The organism is Pseudomonas sp. FG43, assembly GCF_057809175.1.
Window position 1 is genome coordinate 18,311 of record NZ_JBMDJL010000013.1, and the last position, 14,896, is coordinate 33,206.

13 protein-coding genes are annotated in these 14,896 nt (G+C 58.6%); 9 read left to right on the forward strand and 4 right to left on the reverse strand.

Annotated elements, in window-relative coordinates; translation table 11 throughout:
• Window positions 1–32: 32 nt before the first annotated feature.
• A complete protein-coding gene (locus tag ACODS3_RS16185) occupies window positions 33–1,367 on the reverse strand; it encodes an ATP-binding protein (RefSeq protein ID WP_489035245.1) in 1,335 nt (444 codons plus the stop codon).
• A gap of 29 nt (window positions 1,368–1,396) precedes the next feature.
• Window positions 1,397–2,155: a response regulator transcription factor gene (locus ACODS3_RS16190; protein WP_201020104.1), complete on the reverse strand. Its 759-nt coding sequence runs from the start codon at window positions 2,153–2,155 to the stop codon at window positions 1,397–1,399.
• 239 nt (window positions 2,156–2,394) lie between these two features.
• Here ACODS3_RS16190 and ggt point away from each other — a divergent pair, with 239 nt between their 5' ends.
• A complete protein-coding gene (ggt, locus tag ACODS3_RS16195) occupies window positions 2,395–4,122 on the forward strand; it encodes a gamma-glutamyltransferase (RefSeq protein WP_489035248.1) in 1,728 nt (575 codons plus the stop codon).
• Here ggt and ACODS3_RS16200 read toward each other — a convergent pair.
• Complete coding sequence (locus ACODS3_RS16200) at window positions 4,108–5,013, reverse strand: LysR substrate-binding domain-containing protein (RefSeq protein ID WP_489035250.1); 906 nt, start codon at window positions 5,011–5,013, stop codon at window positions 4,108–4,110. The two genes, ggt and ACODS3_RS16200, sit on opposite strands and share 15 nt — an antisense overlap.
• 107 nt (window positions 5,014–5,120) lie before the next feature.
• Here ACODS3_RS16200 and ACODS3_RS16205 point away from each other — a divergent pair, with 107 nt between their 5' ends.
• From ACODS3_RS16205 to ACODS3_RS16215, 3 genes are all read left to right on the forward strand, one after another.
• Window positions 5,121–5,885, forward strand: coding sequence for a sulfite exporter TauE/SafE family protein (locus ACODS3_RS16205; RefSeq protein ID WP_201020107.1), 765 nt, complete (start codon window positions 5,121–5,123; stop codon window positions 5,883–5,885).
• Window positions 5,886–6,056: 171 nt separating this feature from the next.
• Complete coding sequence (gene mdaB / locus ACODS3_RS16210) at window positions 6,057–6,641, forward strand: NADPH:quinone oxidoreductase MdaB (protein WP_489035252.1); 585 nt, start codon at window positions 6,057–6,059, stop codon at window positions 6,639–6,641.
• An 80-nt stretch (window positions 6,642–6,721) separates the two neighbouring features.
• A complete protein-coding gene (locus ACODS3_RS16215; RefSeq protein WP_201020109.1) occupies window positions 6,722–7,621 on the forward strand; it encodes a LysR family transcriptional regulator in 900 nt (299 codons plus the stop codon).
• Window positions 7,622–7,851: 230 nt separating this feature from the next.
• Here the strand turns inward: ACODS3_RS16215 and ACODS3_RS16220 are convergent, their stop codons facing one another.
• Complete coding sequence (locus ACODS3_RS16220; protein ID WP_489035254.1) at window positions 7,852–9,435, reverse strand: peptide chain release factor 3; 1,584 nt, start codon at window positions 9,433–9,435, stop codon at window positions 7,852–7,854.
• Between the two features lie 345 nt (window positions 9,436–9,780).
• Here ACODS3_RS16220 and ACODS3_RS16225 point away from each other — a divergent pair, with 345 nt between their 5' ends.
• From ACODS3_RS16225 to ACODS3_RS16245, 5 genes are all read left to right on the forward strand, one after another.
• Complete coding sequence (locus tag ACODS3_RS16225; protein WP_201005628.1) at window positions 9,781–10,494, forward strand: ABC transporter permease; 714 nt, start codon at window positions 9,781–9,783, stop codon at window positions 10,492–10,494.
• Window positions 10,495–10,509: 15 nt separating this feature from the next.
• A complete protein-coding gene (locus ACODS3_RS16230; RefSeq protein ID WP_489035257.1) occupies window positions 10,510–11,403 on the forward strand; it encodes a glycine betaine ABC transporter substrate-binding protein in 894 nt (297 codons plus the stop codon).
• 13 nt (window positions 11,404–11,416) lie between these two features.
• Window positions 11,417–12,070 carry an ABC transporter permease gene (locus ACODS3_RS16235; protein WP_201005626.1) on the forward strand — a complete coding sequence of 218 codons (654 nt, stop codon included), beginning with the start codon at window positions 11,417–11,419 and terminating at the stop codon, window positions 12,068–12,070.
• A complete protein-coding gene (locus tag ACODS3_RS16240; RefSeq protein WP_201020111.1) occupies window positions 12,067–13,233 on the forward strand; it encodes an osmoprotectant ABC transporter ATP-binding protein OsmV in 1,167 nt (388 codons plus the stop codon). Before ACODS3_RS16235 ends, ACODS3_RS16240 begins: the two co-directional genes overlap by 4 nt.
• Before the next feature lie 429 nt (window positions 13,234–13,662).
• The gene (locus ACODS3_RS16245; RefSeq protein ID WP_025258414.1) at window positions 13,663–14,826 is read left to right on the forward strand and encodes a type III PLP-dependent enzyme; all 1,164 of its coding nucleotides are present in this window, start codon (window positions 13,663–13,665) and stop codon (window positions 14,824–14,826) included.
• The last annotated feature ends 70 nt before the right edge of the window (window positions 14,827–14,896 follow it).

Here is a 14,896-nt window from a genome sequence, read left to right on the forward strand (position 1 = left end):
TCGCTCCCACGGCGAGCGGGGTAGGAGCGAATTTATTCGCGAACAGAGGGCAACCTTACAACCGCACACAACCCCGCAGGCGGGCGGTTTTCCAGGGTGAGTTCGCCGCCATGGGCCTGGATGCAGGAGCGTGCGATGGCCAGGCCAAGGCCCAGCCCGCCCTGGGTGTTATCCGCGCCGCTCTGGCTCAATTGCACGAAGGGCTCGAACACCTGGGTCAGCCAGTCCTGTTCGATCCCCGGCCCGTGGTCGAGGATTTCCAGGCGGATTTCCGACTCGTCGACAGTAAGGCTCACAGTGGCATCCCCCGCATGGCGCAAGGCATTGTCGATCAGGTTGGTCAGTGCTCGTTTGAGCGCCAGTGGACGACAGTGGCAATAAACCTCTTGCCCGCGCTCCCAGCCTATCGGCTGTCCCATGCTCTGATAACGGCGGGTGAGGTCGTCGAGCAGGGCGGTCAGCGATATTCTGACCGTCGCTTCCTGCACCGCATCACCGCGTACGAAGTTCAACGTTTCGCGCACCATGGCGCGTAGTTCATCGAGGCTTTCGAGCATGTCGTCGCGCTCGGGGCTGTCTTCCAGCAACTCCATTTGCAGGCGCAGTTCGGTGATGGGCGTATTGAGGTCATGACTGATGGCGGCGAGCATTCGCGTCCTGCCTTCGACATGCCGGGCGATGCGTTCCTGCATCACATTGAAAGCTTTTGTCAGGTCGCGAGCCTCTTGCGGGCCTGAAAGCGGCAAGGGTGATATCCATTCTCCGCGACTGACCCGCTCGGTCGCCTGCGCCAGTGTCTTGACCGGCTGCACCACGCGCCGCATGAAAAAGATCACGATCAACAACACTGGAATGGTGGTGACCGGCAAGGTATAGGCCAGCATGCGGCCCCATTCGTAACCCCCTGCCGGATGCTGGATGGCGTTCAACTGCTTGCCTTCAGGCAGCCCGATGCTGGTACGCAACCTCAGCGGTGCCCAACCGGCCGCCACGAAAACATGCTCGCGTGCCGGGCCTCCGCTGATGCGTTCCAGTTGCATGCCGATGAGAGCATCGGCGGGCAGGGTCAGGCGTTTCTTCAGGTCGCTGACCATGCGATGTTCTTCCGGGCGCATATCACTGGCATCGGCGATGGCGCTGCTGGCGACCCAGAAGTGCGAGTCAGGTGTCTGCATTGAAGTCAGCAGACGCGACGCATCTTCGGCGGATAAACCCTGTGCCGCATGATAGGCGGTGATCAGCCGTTCAATGGCCAGTGTGCGTGACAACGGGTGAATCAGGGCGCCGGTACGTTGCAGATAAAGCATGGCGATGGCATTGGAAGCCAGCAGCGCGAGCAGCAGCAAGACGCCCAGTTGATGGGCCATGCGCCTGGGCCATAAACGTCGCAGCAGCTTCATGCGTCGGGCAAGGTGACAGTGGCGACCAGCATGTAGCCGTCGCCCCAGATGGTGCGCAGCAAGTCCGGCTCCAGCGGGTTGTCATCGAGTTTGCGGCGCAGGCGGCTGATCTGCCGGTCGATGGCGCGGTCGAACACTTCAGTGCCGGGGCGGGCTGTCAGATCGATCAGGCGCTGGCGGCTCAGAATGGTATTGGGGTTGGCGAGCAGTACCTGCAGCAGCCGGCTTTCTACCGTGCTGAGCCTGACAGCCGAGCCATCGAGACGTATCAGCGTGCTGTTGCTGGCGGTGAAACTCAGACCGGCGAACTCATAACGTTGCTTCAGATCCGATGTGTCGGCGGGCGGCAGTGCGCTGCTCGCTCTGCTCTGGCCTGTGCCGCGCCGACGTAACAGGCTGTTGATCCGCGCGACGAGTTCGCGAGGCTCGAACGGTTTGGTCACGTAATCGTCAGCACCGATATCCAGGCCGTGAACCCGGTCGGCGGAGGTGTCGCGAGCGGTCAGCAGAATCACCGGAATGTTCTCGCGTCGATGCAGTTTGCTGCACAGCTCGAAGCCATCGCCATCGGGCAGCATGACATCCAGCACGATGACATCGAATGCCTGATGCTTGAGCAACTGCCACATGCCAGCGGCATCTTCTGCCGTACGAACCTCGAACTGATGGCGGCGCAAATAGACGGCCAGCGGGTCGCGGATCTTGCGATGGTCGTCGACGACCAGAATGCGCGGGGCTGCGACAGTGGACGTCATCGTATTTCCCGGGAAGAAAACTGGCGCATGAAGATATGGATGATTCTCATTTTAAAACGCGATCTTATCCCATAAACGCAGTGATCGCTGAGTCGCACGTTGGACCGGTTGTTGGCAGGGGCGGCAGGAACCGCTACTTTGGACGGCGTTTGGCCCGCGCAAGAGTGCCGGATACGGCCTTGAGGCGTTTTGCATGACGCTTGCCAAACGTCCCCCGACTCAGAAAAAGAAGGAACGACATGAAGTTTGAACCCCTCTCCAGGTCGCTGATCGCGACAGCACTCATTCTGGCTTACGCCCCTGTTCACGCCGCCTCTCAGGCACCGGTCGCCGCCGAAAACGGCATGGTGGTCAGCGCCCAGCATCTGGCGACCCACGTGGGTGTCGATGTTCTCAAGGACGGGGGAAATGCGATCGATGCCGCCGTGGCGGTCGGTTATGCACTGGCAGTGGTTTACCCCGCAGCAGGCAACCTGGGCGGCGGTGGTTTCATGACGATTCAACTGGCCGACGGGCGCAAGACGTTCCTGGATTTCCGCGAAAAGGCTCCGCTGGCGGCCACTGCCGACATGTATCTGGACAAGCAGGGCAATGTCATTCCTGATCTCAGCTCCAAAGGTCACTTGTCTGTGGCCGTGCCGGGAACAGTCGCGGGCATGGAACTGGCGCTGAGCAAATACGGGACCCGCAAGCGTGAGGACGTGATTGCTCCGGCCATCAAGCTCGCCGAGGACGGCTTTGTCCTGAAGCAGGGCGATGTCGATCTGCTGTCGACGGCCACTGATGTGTTCAGGGCGGATATGGCCGACTCGGGGTCGATCTTCCTGGACAAGGGCGAGCCGCTGAAAGTCGGTCAGAAACTGGTGCAGAAGGATCTGGCCAAGACCCTGCAGGAAATCTCCAGCAAGGGTAACGACGGATTCTACAAAGGTTGGGTCGCCAAGGCGTTGGTGGATTCCAGCCAGGCCGGCAAGGGCATCATTACCCAGGCTGACCTCGATCACTACAAGCCCCGCGAGCTTGCGCCCATCGAGTGTGACTACCGTGGCTATCACGTGGTTTCGGCACCGCCACCCAGCTCGGGCGGCGTGGTCATCTGCCAGATGCTGAATATCCTTGAAGGCTACCCGATGAAAGAGCTGGGCTATCGCTCGGCCCAGGGCACGCACTATCAGATAGAAGCCATGCGTCATGCCTATGTCGACCGCAACAGCTATCTGGGCGACCCGGATTTCGTCAAGAATCCAATCGAGCACCTGCTGGACAAGAACTACGCCACCAAACTGCGTGAGGCCATCGATCCGCAAAAGGCCGGTGACTCCAACAAGATCAAACCGGGCGTCGCGCCCCATGAGGGCAATAACACCACTCATTACTCCATCATCGATAAATGGGGCAATGCGGTTTCGGTGACCTACACCCTCAACAACTGGTTCGGTGCCGGGGTCATGGCCAGCAAGACCGGCGTCATTCTCAATGACGAGATGGACGACTTCACCACCAAGGTGGGCGTGCCCAACATGTTCGGTCTGGTGCAGGGCGAAGCCAACGCCATCGCGCCGGGCAAGACGCCGCTTTCATCCATGAGCCCGACCATCGTCACCAAGGATGGCAAGGTTGTCATGGTGGTCGGCACGCCGGGCGGCAGCCGGATCATTACCGCAACCTGGCTGACAATGCTCAACGTGATCGACTACGGCATGAACATTCAGGAAGCCGTCGATGCACCACGCTTCCATCAGCAATGGCAGCCGGAAACCACCAACCTTGAGGCGTTCGCCGTCAGCCCGGATACGCTCAAGATCCTCGAAAGCTGGGGGCACAAGTTTGCAGGGCCTCAGCCGCTCAACCACGTTGCTGCAATCCTGGTCGGCGCACCTTCGCTGGAAGGCAAACCGGTGGGCAATAACCGTTTCTACGGGGCCAACGACCCGCGTCGCAACACAGGGTTATCACTGGGGTACTGAGTAAAAATGCCCAGGGTCCAGAAACGTCAACAATGCCTTGGCATAGCCTGGCAGTGAGTCGAAGTCCGTTGCGCACAGCAGCAGTTTTCGATCAGCCCAGGCATCGCTCAACGGCAACGCCTTGAATGTTTCTGGACCTTGCCAGCGATTCACGGCGGCCTGCGGCACGATCCCCAGCCCGGCGCCATGGGCGACCATGCGGATGACGCCGTCGAAGCCTTCGGCACGAACCCGGATGCGCAAGCGCTTGCCGGCGTGCAGCGCCTGTTCTTCGAGATAGATACCCAAGGCGCTGCTGGCCGACAGGGCAACGAATTCGTTATCCAGAGTTTGTGTGAAACGCACTGCGGAGAGGGTGGCGAGCGGATGATCCACCGGCATGATGAGTGTCAGAGGATCATCGCGAAATGGTCGGGTCTGCAGGTCGCTGGCGTCCATCGCATCGGAAATGATGCCGATATCGGCCGTACCATGGCGCACGGCATGCAGGATGCGCAGGCTGGGTTGCTCCTCCAGGTCGAGATCGATATTGGGGTGAGTGACCAGGAAGCTTGCCAGCAATTCCGGCAGGTGTTCGCTGAGCGTCGAGGTGTTGCACAGTAGCCGGACCTGCCCTTTGAAACCCTTGGCGTAGTCGGCCAGATCAAACTGCATGCGTTCGACCTGTTGCAGGATCAGCCGCGCATGCTGTCCAAGGGCTTTGCCTGCCGGAGTCGGTGTTACCCCGCGTCTGCCGCGTTCGAGCAAAGGCGTATCGAGTGAAGCTTCCAGCGCCCTGATCCGCGCACTGGCCGATGCCAGTGACAAATGGCTGTGTGCCGCGCCAGCAGTGATGTTGCCGGCTTCAAGGACATTCAGGAACAGCCGCAAGTCAATGAAATCGAAGTGCATGGAGAGCCTCGCGCTTGCGATCGATAGATTCAGCCTCTGTCTTTGCTTGAGGCAGGCTTGGTGCAAGACAGATATTCAAAACGATTCGGCTGGCTCAGGATAGGGCCATGAATACATTCCTGGATTTTTATCAAACTGCCGGTTGGGGCCTTACCGCTCTGGTGATCGGTACCTTTCTCCTGGCCGGAACGGTCAAGGGTGTGATCGGGCTCGGCTTGCCGACAGTGGCCATGGGGCTTTTGGGGCTGGCTATGTTGCCGGCACAGGCTGCGGCTCTGCTGATCATTCCTTCTACCTTCACCAACATCTGGCAACTGGCGACAGGTGGCCACTTGAAGCCGTTGCTCAGGCGCTTGTGGCCAATGCTCAGCCTGATCGTCATCGGCACATTTCTGGGGTCGTTCTGGCTGGGCATGAGCGGCGGGCATTCGATGACTCGCGCACTGGGCGGGGCGTTGCTGCTCTATGCGCTGAGCGGGCTGTTTCTGCCGACGTTCAAGGTGTCCGCCAGGACCGAGCGCTGGCTTGGGCCAGTATGCGGTTTCATCACCGGGATCATCACTTCGGCCACCGGCGTGTTCGTGATTCCAGCTGTGCCTTACCTGCAAGCGTTGTCGCTGGAGCGTAATGAACTGGTGCAGGCGCTAGGGTTGTCGTTCACCGTTTCGACACTGGCGCTGGCGGCAGGCTTGCTGTGGAACGGGGCACTGGGTGGCGGTGAAATGGGGGCGTCACTGCTGGCGCTGATCCCGGCCTTGCTGGGGATGTTGTTGGGCCAATGGCTTCGCCAGCGAATCAGCGCCCTGGTTTTCAAGCGAGTGTTCTTTATCGGGATGGGAGCGCTTGGGCTGCATTTGCTGATAGCAGGCTGACCCTTTTTAAATCAATAATTGATGATTGATTCGTGCCTTTCAGGCAAAAGTATTTTGCCTGACCGGTCATTACTCACTTGCACGTGTTTCTTTATCCTGCGGCCCATTGTTTTTGACTTTCAATCCGGCTTCGGCGGGTCGGGTTTTCAAGCATTTATCCATGAGGCTGACATGAAAAAGATCCTGTTCCTGAACGGCGGCAAACAATTCGCGCATTCTGAAGGCCGCTATAACGCAACCTTGCATGAAGCCGGTGTGGCTTTCATGGACCGTGCGGGTTTCGACGTGAAGGAAACCTTTATCGACGGCGGCTACGACCTGGCCGAAGAAGTGCAGAAGTTTCTCTGGGCCGACGTCGTGGTCTGGCAAATGCCTGGCTGGTGGATGGGCGCGCCATGGACTGTGAAAAAGTACATCGATGAAGTCTTCACCGAGGGGCATGGCAGCCTGTACGCCAACGACGGTCGTACCCGTTCCGACGCTTCGCAGAAATACGGCAGTGGCGGTTTGCTGCAAGGCAAGCAGTACATGATCTCCGCGACCTGGAATGCGCCGCAGCAGGCCTTCGACGACCCGACCGATTTCTTTGAAGCCAGGGGCGTGGACGCGGTGTACTTCCCGTTTCACAAGGCCAACCAGTTTCTGGGCATGACCGGCCTGCCGACTTTCCTGGCGGTGGATGTGATGAAGCGCCCGGATATCGACAGCGATGTGAAGCGCTATGAGGCGCATCTGGCTCAAGTGTTTGGGGGGTGATTTATTTCGCGGATGAATCCGCTCCCACGGCAGCGAACGAACGGCGCTAATATCCAGTCTGTTTTGAGCTGGGGGCAACAATGAAAGCCAGGTCCGATGAATTGCAGGTCTTTGTTTCGGTGATCGAAAGCGGGTCGATTTCTGCCGCCGCCGAGCACATGGGGCAAACACCTTCCGGTGTCAGCCGGACCTTGGCGCGCCTTGAGGCCAAGCTGGAAACCACACTGATCAACCGCACCACGCGGCGCATGGATCTGACGGAGGAGGGCAAGTTCTTTCTGGCGCGAGCCCGACAGATTCTTGAGCAGATGGAGGATCTGGAAGAGCATCTGTCCCTGTCCCGACAAAGACCGTCCGGACGTTTGCGCGTCAATGCCGCTTCGCCGTTCATGCTGCACTCGGTCGTGCCTTACGTGGCCGAGTTTCGCCAGCTGTACCCGGACATCCAGCTTGAACTCAACAGCAATGATCTGGTTATCGATCTGCTTGAACAGAACACCGATATCGCCATCCGCATCGGGACTCTGGCCGATTCAACCCTGCATGCCCGCTCTCTGGGATGTACCCCGCTCAATATCCTGGCCAGCCCGGATTATTTGAAGCGACATGGTGTACCGACCTCGGTCGAGGAACTGGCGAACCATACGTTGCTGGGGTTCTCCCACAGCGAAACCCTGAATAACTGGCCGCTGCGTCATGCGGGTGGAGATCGCTGGCCGATTCAGCCGGCATTGTCAGCATCCAGTGGCGACACATTGCGTCACCTTGCTCTGGCGGGAGAGGGGATCGTGTGCCTGTCGCACTTCATGACCCACGAAGATATTCGTGAGGGGCGTCTTCAGGTTGTGCTGGCCGATGCCCACAGCGGGTATCGACAGCCCATCCATGCGGTGTACTACCGCAACTCGAAGCTGGCGCTGAGAATTCAGTGCTTTCTGGATTTCATGCAGGAAAAGCTGGCGCAGTATGCCTGCAAGTAATTTTTGGGCTCGTGCATTCGCGACTGAAGTCGCTACGCACTAATGCCGATCAGTTAAGGTGCAAGCAAAACTTGTGGGAGGCAGCTTGCTGGCGAAAAGGCGTGAAAACCGGCAGATATTCTGCGTCTGTACGCTGAAGTCGCCAGCAAGCTGCCTCCCACAAAGTGATTTATGGCCTTAACTGATCTGCATTACTCCTACGCACTGTGACTGAGGCAGGCGAATTCAGATCAATGGTGTTCGCGGGTTGCGCGGAATTTCACGTCCGGCCAGCGCTCTTCCATCAGGACCAGGTTGACGCGGGTCGGGGCCAGGTAGGTCAGGTGACCGCCGCCGTCCAGAGCCAGGTTTTCCACAGCCTTGTTTTCAAACTCTTCGAGTTTCTTCTTGTCACCGCTGTCGATCCAGCGGGCTGACCAGACGGTGATCGGCTCGTAGGCGCATTCGACCTTGTACTCTTCCTTCAGACGGCTGGCGACCACATCGAACTGCAGCACGCCGACGGCGCCCAGGATGATGTCGTTGCTGCGCAGCGGGAAGAACACCTGCGTTGCGCCTTCTTCGGCCAGCTGTTGCAGGCCCTGGCGCAGTTGCTTGGATTTGAGCGGATCTTTCAGGCGCACGCGGCGGAACAGTTCCGGCGCGAAGTGCGGGATACCGGTGAAGCCCAGGCTTTCGCCTTCGGTGAAGGTGTCACCGATCTGGATCGTACCGTGGTTGTGCAGGCCGATGATGTCACCGGCATACGCCTCTTCCAGTTGCTCGCGCTCGGAAGAGAAGAATGTCAGTGCGTCGCCGATCCGTACATCCTTGCCCAGACGTACATGGCGCATTTTCATGCCCTTGTCGTAGCGGCCCGAACAGATGCGCATGAAGGCGATACGGTCACGGTGTTTAGGGTCCATGTTCGCCTGGATCTTGAACACGAAACCGCTGAACTTCTCTTCGACCGGCTCTACGCTGCGCTCGTTGGCAACCCGCGCCAGAGGTTTGGGCGCCCAGTTCACTACGGCATCAAGCACGTGGTCGACACCGAAGTTACCCAGTGCAGTACCGAAGAACACCGGGGTCAGTTGACCGTTGATGAACTCTTCCTGGTTGAACTCGTGGCAGGCGCCCTGCACCAGTTCCAACTGCTCGACGAAACGGTCGTACTCGTCGCCCAGGTGAGCACGGGCTTCGTCCGAGTCCAGTTTCTGGATGATCTTGGTTTCGGTGCGCTCATGACCGTGACCGGCGGTGTAGACGATGATGTAGTCGTCGGCCAGGTGATAGACGCCCTTGAAGTCGCGGTAGCAGCCAATCGGCCAGGTGATCGGTGCGGCCTTGATCTTCAGGACCGCTTCGATCTCGTCCAGCAACTCGATAGGGTCGCGGATATCGCGGTCGAGTTTGTTGATGAAGCTGACGATGGGTGTGTCGCGCAGGCGGCAGACGTCCATCAGGGCGATGGTGCGAGGCTCTACACCTTTACCGCCGTCCAGCACCATCAGCGCCGAGTCGACTGCCGTCAGGGTGCGATAGGTGTCTTCGGAGAAGTCTTCGTGACCCGGGGTATCGAGCAGGTTGATCATGTGATCGCGATACGGGAACTGCATGACCGAAGTGGTGATGGAGATGCCGCGCTGTTTCTCCATTTCCATCCAGTCGGATGTGGCATGACGATCTGATTTACGGGATTTGACCGTACCGGCGACGGAAATGGCCTTGCCCATCAGGAGCAGTTTTTCCGTGATGGTGGTTTTACCGGCGTCCGGGTGGGAAATAATGGCGAAAGTGCGGCGTTTCGCGACTTCGGCGGCCTGTTGGGTCATGGGAAATCGCCTGAAAGAGAGTCAAAAAAAGGGCGCAGATTATAGCTCAACTCAAGCCAATAACCGAACCGTTCAGTCGATTCAGGGTGGCCAAATAGCATCTCCCGTGGGAACCTTTCAGACCGTGGAGACGTCCACTCTCTTGTAACAGGCTATGTAAGGCCGGCATCAAGAGCTGATAAATCAGCAAGTTAGCTTGACGAAGTTGCGCTCATGGCCTGTGTATTCGCCGAGGAAAAATCCTCACTGGCGATCCACCTGCTGCTCTTCGCGAACGTTATTGCAGGCGCTCATTACCGGGCGTCACAGGCAGCGCGTTCGCCGACTGAAATAAGGAGTCCGCCCGTGGCTAATCGCTATGGCAAGGGGCTATTGGGAGGTACGGTTGGCATCGTACTCCTGGCCCTGCTGGTCCACTGGATCGGCATCGATACGTTTATGAAGTACAAGGATGATCTGCTGTTTTACCTGCAGGCCCATCTGGTTCTGGTTCTGGTTTCAATGTTGGCGGCTGTCGTGGTCGGTATCCCTGCCGGCATTGCGCTCAGCCGACCGAACATGGTCGGCCGAGCCGAACGCTTCATGCAGATCTTCAACATTGGCAACACCGTTCCACCCCTCGCGGTTCTGGCCATCGCTCTCGGGATTCTCGGGATCGGCAGTGGTCCAGCCATCTTCGCCTTGTTCCTCGCCTCGTTGCTGCCCATCGTGCGCAACACCTACGAAGGCCTGAAAAACGTTCAGGGTTCACTCAAGGAAGCCGCTACCGGCATCGGCATGACACCGCGTCAGGTGTTGCTGCGTGTCGAGCTGCCCAATGCCGTGCCGATCATTGTCGGCGGTGTTCGCGTGGCGCTGGCAATCAATGTGGGGACCGCGCCGCTGGCGTTCCTGATTGGTGCCAACAGCCTTGGCAGCCTGATTTTCCCCGGTATTGCCCTGAACAATCAGCCGCAATTGCTGCTGGGTGCTGCGTGTACGGCGTTGCTCGCTCTGGTGCTTGATGGCCTGGTCTCTCTGTTGAGTCGCATCTGGCTGGAGCGCGGCCTGAGCCGCTGAGAGAAAGGAACTTCCATGAAAAAGCTAGCTTTGTTACTGGGCCTCGGGCTGCTGTTCAGCAGTTTTGCCCAGGCAGCAGAAAAACCCTTGCTGCGCATCGGCGCACGGGTATTTACCGAGCAGACCATGCTCGCCGAACTGACCGCGCAATACCTGCGCACCAAGAACTACAACGTGCAGATTACCGGTGGCCTGGGCAGCAACCTGGCCCGCAGCGCACAGGAAAGCGGTCAACTCGATCTGTTATGGGAGTACACCGGTGTGTCGCTGGTGGCCTACAACCATATCGACGAAAAGCTCGACAGCGAGCAGACCTACGCACGGGTCAAGGAAGTGGATGCAAAGAAAGGCCTGATCTGGCTTTCCCCGTCCCGCTTCAACAACACCTATGCCTTGGCACTGCCGCAGAAAATTGCCGATCAGTATCCACAGGTCAACACCATGAGCGACCTGACCAAGGTGCTCAAGGACGAAGCCAAAGAGGGTCATGTCGTAGCGCTGGACACCGAGTTTGCCAATCGTTCCGATGGGCTGATCGGCATGGTCAAGCATTACGACATGAATCTCGGTCGCGAGAATACCCGGCAGATGGACGCCGGGCTGGTCTACACCGCCTTGCGTAACGGGCAGGTGTTCGCAGGGCTGGTGTACACCACTGACGGACGCCTGAACGCCTTCAAGCTCAAGGTGCTGGAAGACGACAAGCATTACTTCCCGGATTACACCGCCGCGCCGGTGATTCGTCAGGAGTACCTGGATGCCCATCCTGAAATCGCCACGCTGCTCAAGCCGCTGGCTGACCTTCTGGATAACCAGACCATGATCGAGCTCAACGCCCGCGTCGATGTCGGTCATGAAAGCCCCGCCAAAGTCGCCGCAGATTTCCTGCGCCAGCATCCACTCAAATAAGGAAGGAGACGATATGAGTTTCTTTAGCGCCTTCTCCCATCTGGACTGGGCTCAGGTCATGCAATTGACCTGGCAGCACATCACCCTGGTCGGTATCGCCGTGAGCCTGGCGATTGTGGTGGGTGTTCCCCTCGGTGTGTTGATGACACGCTTTCCGACGCTGGCCGGGCCGCTGCAAGCCAGTGCCACGGTGCTGCTGACGGTGCCGTCCATTGCCCTGTTCGGTCTGCTGCTGCCGTTCTATTCCAAATTCGGCCAGGGCCTTGGCCCGTTGCCAGCGATCACGGCGGTGTTTCTCTATTCACTGTTGCCGATCATGCGCAACACCTACCTGGCCCTGACGGGTGTGGATGCGGGTATCCGCGAAGCTGCCAAAGGTATCGGCATGACCTTCGGCCAGCGCCTGCGCATGGTTGAACTGCCGATTGCCGTGCCTGTGATCCTCGCCGGTGTGCGCACCGCCGTGGTGATGAATATCGGTGTCATGACCATCGCCGCCACGATCGGTGCCGGTGGCCTGGGCGTACTCATTCTCGCGTCAATCAGCCGCAGCGACATGTCGATGCTGATCGTCGGCGCAGTGCTGGTCAGCATTCTGGCCATCTTCGCCGACCTGCTCCTGCAATGGCTGCAACGCACCCTGACTCCAAAAGGATTGCTCAAATGATCGAACTTCAGAATCTGACCAAAACCTTCACCTCCAACGGCAAAGACGTCAAAGCCGTGGACTCGGTAAGCCTGACCGTCAATGAAGGTGAGATCTGCGTCTTTCTCGGGCCTTCGGGTTGCGGCAAGAGCACCACGCTGAAAATGATCAACCGCCTGATCGTGCCGACCTCCGGCAAGGTGCTGATCAATGGCGAAGACACCACCGACCTGGACGAAGTGACCCTGCGCCGCAACATCGGTTACGTGATCCAGCAGATCGGCCTGTTCCCGAACATGACCATCGAAGAAAACATCGTGGTCGTGCCCAAGCTGCTCGGCTGGGACAAGCAACGCTGCCACGACCGTGCCCGCGAACTGATGAGCATGATCAAGCTTGAGCCCAAGCAGTATCTGCATCGCTATCCCCGTGAGCTGTCCGGTGGTCAGCAACAGCGCATCGGCGTGATTCGTGCCCTGGCGGCCGAAGCGCCGCTGCTGCTGATGGACGAGCCGTTCGGCGCTGTCGACCCGATCAACCGCGAGATGATCCAGAACGAGTTCTTCGAGATGCAGCGTGCGTTGAACAAGACCGTGATCATGGTCAGCCACGACATCGACGAAGCCCTCAAGCTGGGTGACAAGATTGCGATCTTCCGGGCGGGCAAGCTGTTGCAGATCGACCACCCGGACACTTTGCTGGCGCACCCGGCGGACGAGTTCGTCAGCAACTTCGTCGGCCAGGACAGCACACTCAAGCGCCTGCTGCTGGTCAAGGCCGAAGACGCCGCCGACAACGCACCGTCGGTGAGCCCGGAAACTCCGGTGGCCGATGCGCTGGAAGTGATGGACGAAAACGACCGTCGCTACATTGTCGTCACCGATGCCGAGAACAAGGCACTGGGGTACGTGCGTCGTCGCGACTTGCATCGCCAGCAGGGCACCTGCGCCCAGTTCCTGAGCGAGTTCAACGCCACGGCCGCTTACGACGAACATTTGCGCATCCTGCTGTCACGCATGTACGAGTTCAATCGCGCCTGGTTGCCGGTTCTGGATGCCGAGCGGGTATTCCTTGGTGAGGTGACGCAAGAGTCGATTGCGGCTTATCTGAGTTCCGGGCGTTCACGGGGCATGAAGACCAGTATTGTTTCGCCGGCTGAGGTTGCGGCTGAAGCGCTGAGCTAATGCGGGGTAGGGGCGAATTCATTCGCGAAGGACGGTGTTCGCGACTGAAGTCGCTCCTACGGCGACTTACGAGAAAATGGCCTTGCAGGCTGTCACCCAAATCGCCCTGAAAATGAACATCAGCCTGTCATCAGGGTCGGTTATAACGGCGGTCAACTCGGTTATCTGCCGAACGTGTGTCAAAACGCGACATTTTTTGTTGATCTCAAGCCTCTCAGGTCCTAAAGTTCGCGCCGAACGTCCATGCTGGAAACGATCCATCCGGCTCAAGTACTGACGACGAGACAGCAAGGCCAAGGGGCATGATCCCCATGGCCTTTTTGCTTTCGGCGACATGCCTTGGGAAGTAGGCGAACCAAAGTGGGGATACGGAGGGCGTTCATTTACACCCATTTATATTCATCTGTTTGCCAAGTGGAGTTCCCAAGCATGCCGATCAAGGTCGAAGACTATTTCTCTGACGCTTCTTTCAAGAAGATCAAGTCGTTCGCTGACAAGCAAGAAACCCCGTTTGTCGTCATCGACACCCAGGTGATCAGCCAGGCCTACGATGACCTGCGCGCCGGTTTTGAGTTCGCCCAGGTGTACTACGCGGTGAAGGCCAACCCTGCGGTCGAGATCATTGACCTGCTCAAGGAAAAGGGTTCGAGTTTCGACATCGCTTCGATCTATGAGCTGGACAAGGTGCTGAGCCGTGGCGTAGGCGCTGATCGCATCAGCTATGGCAACACCATCAAGAAGTCCAAGGACATTCGTTACTTCTACGACAAGGGCGTGCGTCTGTACGCGACCGACTCGGAAGCCGACCTGCGCAACATCGCCAAGGCCGCGCCGGGCTCGAAAGTCTACGTGCGTATCCTGACCGAAGGCTCGACCACTGCCGACTGGCCTCTGTCGCGCAAGTTCGGTTGCCAGACCGACATGGCCATGGACCTGCTGATCCTGGCTCGTGACCTGGGTCTGGTGCCTTACGGCATCTCCTTCCACGTGGGTTCGCAGCAGCGCGACATCAGCGTCTGGGACGCAGCCATCGCCAAGGTGAAGGTGATTTTTGAACGTCTGAAAGAAGAAGACGGCATCGAGCTCAAGCTGATCAACATGGGTGGCGGCTTCCCGGCCAACTACATCACCCGTACCAACAGCCTGGAAACCTACGCAGAGGAAATCATCCGCTTCCTGAAGGAAGACTTCGGTGATGACCTGCCGGAAATCATTCTGGAGCCGGGCCGTTCCCTGATCGCCAACGCCGGTATCCTGGTCAGCGAAGTCGTGCTGGTTGCGCGCAAGTCGCGTACCGCCGTCGAGCGTTGGGTATACACGGATGTGGGCAAGTTCTCCGGCCTGATCGAAACCATGGACGAAGCCATCAAGTTCCCGATCTGGACCGAGAAGAAAGGCGAGATGGAAGAAGTGGTCATCGCGGGTCCTACCTGCGACAGCGCCGACATCATGTACGAGAACTACAAGTACGGCCTGCCGTTGAACCTGGCTATCGGTGACCGCCTGTACTGGCTGTCTACCGGCGCCTACACCACCAGCTACAGCGCTGTTGAATTCAACGGCTTCCCGCCGCTGAAATCGTATTACGTGTAAGCGTCCAGCCTGTCCGAGAGCCCGCAAGCGATTGCGGGCTTTTTTATTTGGGCTCCCTGTCGGCAACCGT

What these genes read in the sequence shown, in the direction of transcription:
- ACODS3_RS16185 (WP_489035245.1), bottom strand. Translation starts at nt 1,367, where the DNA reads ATGGCCCATCAACTGGGCGTCTTGCTGCTGCTCGCGCTGCTGGCTTCC.
- ACODS3_RS16190 (WP_201020104.1), bottom strand. Translation starts at nt 2,155, where the DNA reads ATGACGTCCACTGTCGCAGCCCCGCGCATTCTGGTCGTCGACGACCAT.
- ggt (WP_489035248.1), top strand. Translation starts at nt 2,395, where the DNA reads ATGAAGTTTGAACCCCTCTCCAGGTCGCTGATCGCGACAGCACTCATT.
- ACODS3_RS16200 (WP_489035250.1), bottom strand. Translation starts at nt 5,013, where the DNA reads ATGCACTTCGATTTCATTGACTTGCGGCTGTTCCTGAATGTCCTTGAA.
- ACODS3_RS16205 (WP_201020107.1), top strand. Translation starts at nt 5,121, where the DNA reads ATGAATACATTCCTGGATTTTTATCAAACTGCCGGTTGGGGCCTTACC.
- mdaB (WP_489035252.1), top strand. Translation starts at nt 6,057, where the DNA reads ATGAAAAAGATCCTGTTCCTGAACGGCGGCAAACAATTCGCGCATTCT.
- ACODS3_RS16215 (WP_201020109.1), top strand. Translation starts at nt 6,722, where the DNA reads ATGAAAGCCAGGTCCGATGAATTGCAGGTCTTTGTTTCGGTGATCGAA.
- ACODS3_RS16220 (WP_489035254.1), bottom strand. Translation starts at nt 9,435, where the DNA reads ATGACCCAACAGGCCGCCGAAGTCGCGAAACGCCGCACTTTCGCCATT.
- ACODS3_RS16230 (WP_489035257.1), top strand. Translation starts at nt 10,510, where the DNA reads ATGAAAAAGCTAGCTTTGTTACTGGGCCTCGGGCTGCTGTTCAGCAGT.
- ACODS3_RS16235 (WP_201005626.1), top strand. Translation starts at nt 11,417, where the DNA reads ATGAGTTTCTTTAGCGCCTTCTCCCATCTGGACTGGGCTCAGGTCATG.
- ACODS3_RS16240 (WP_201020111.1), top strand. Translation starts at nt 12,067, where the DNA reads ATGATCGAACTTCAGAATCTGACCAAAACCTTCACCTCCAACGGCAAA.
- ACODS3_RS16245 (WP_025258414.1), top strand. Translation starts at nt 13,663, where the DNA reads ATGCCGATCAAGGTCGAAGACTATTTCTCTGACGCTTCTTTCAAGAAG.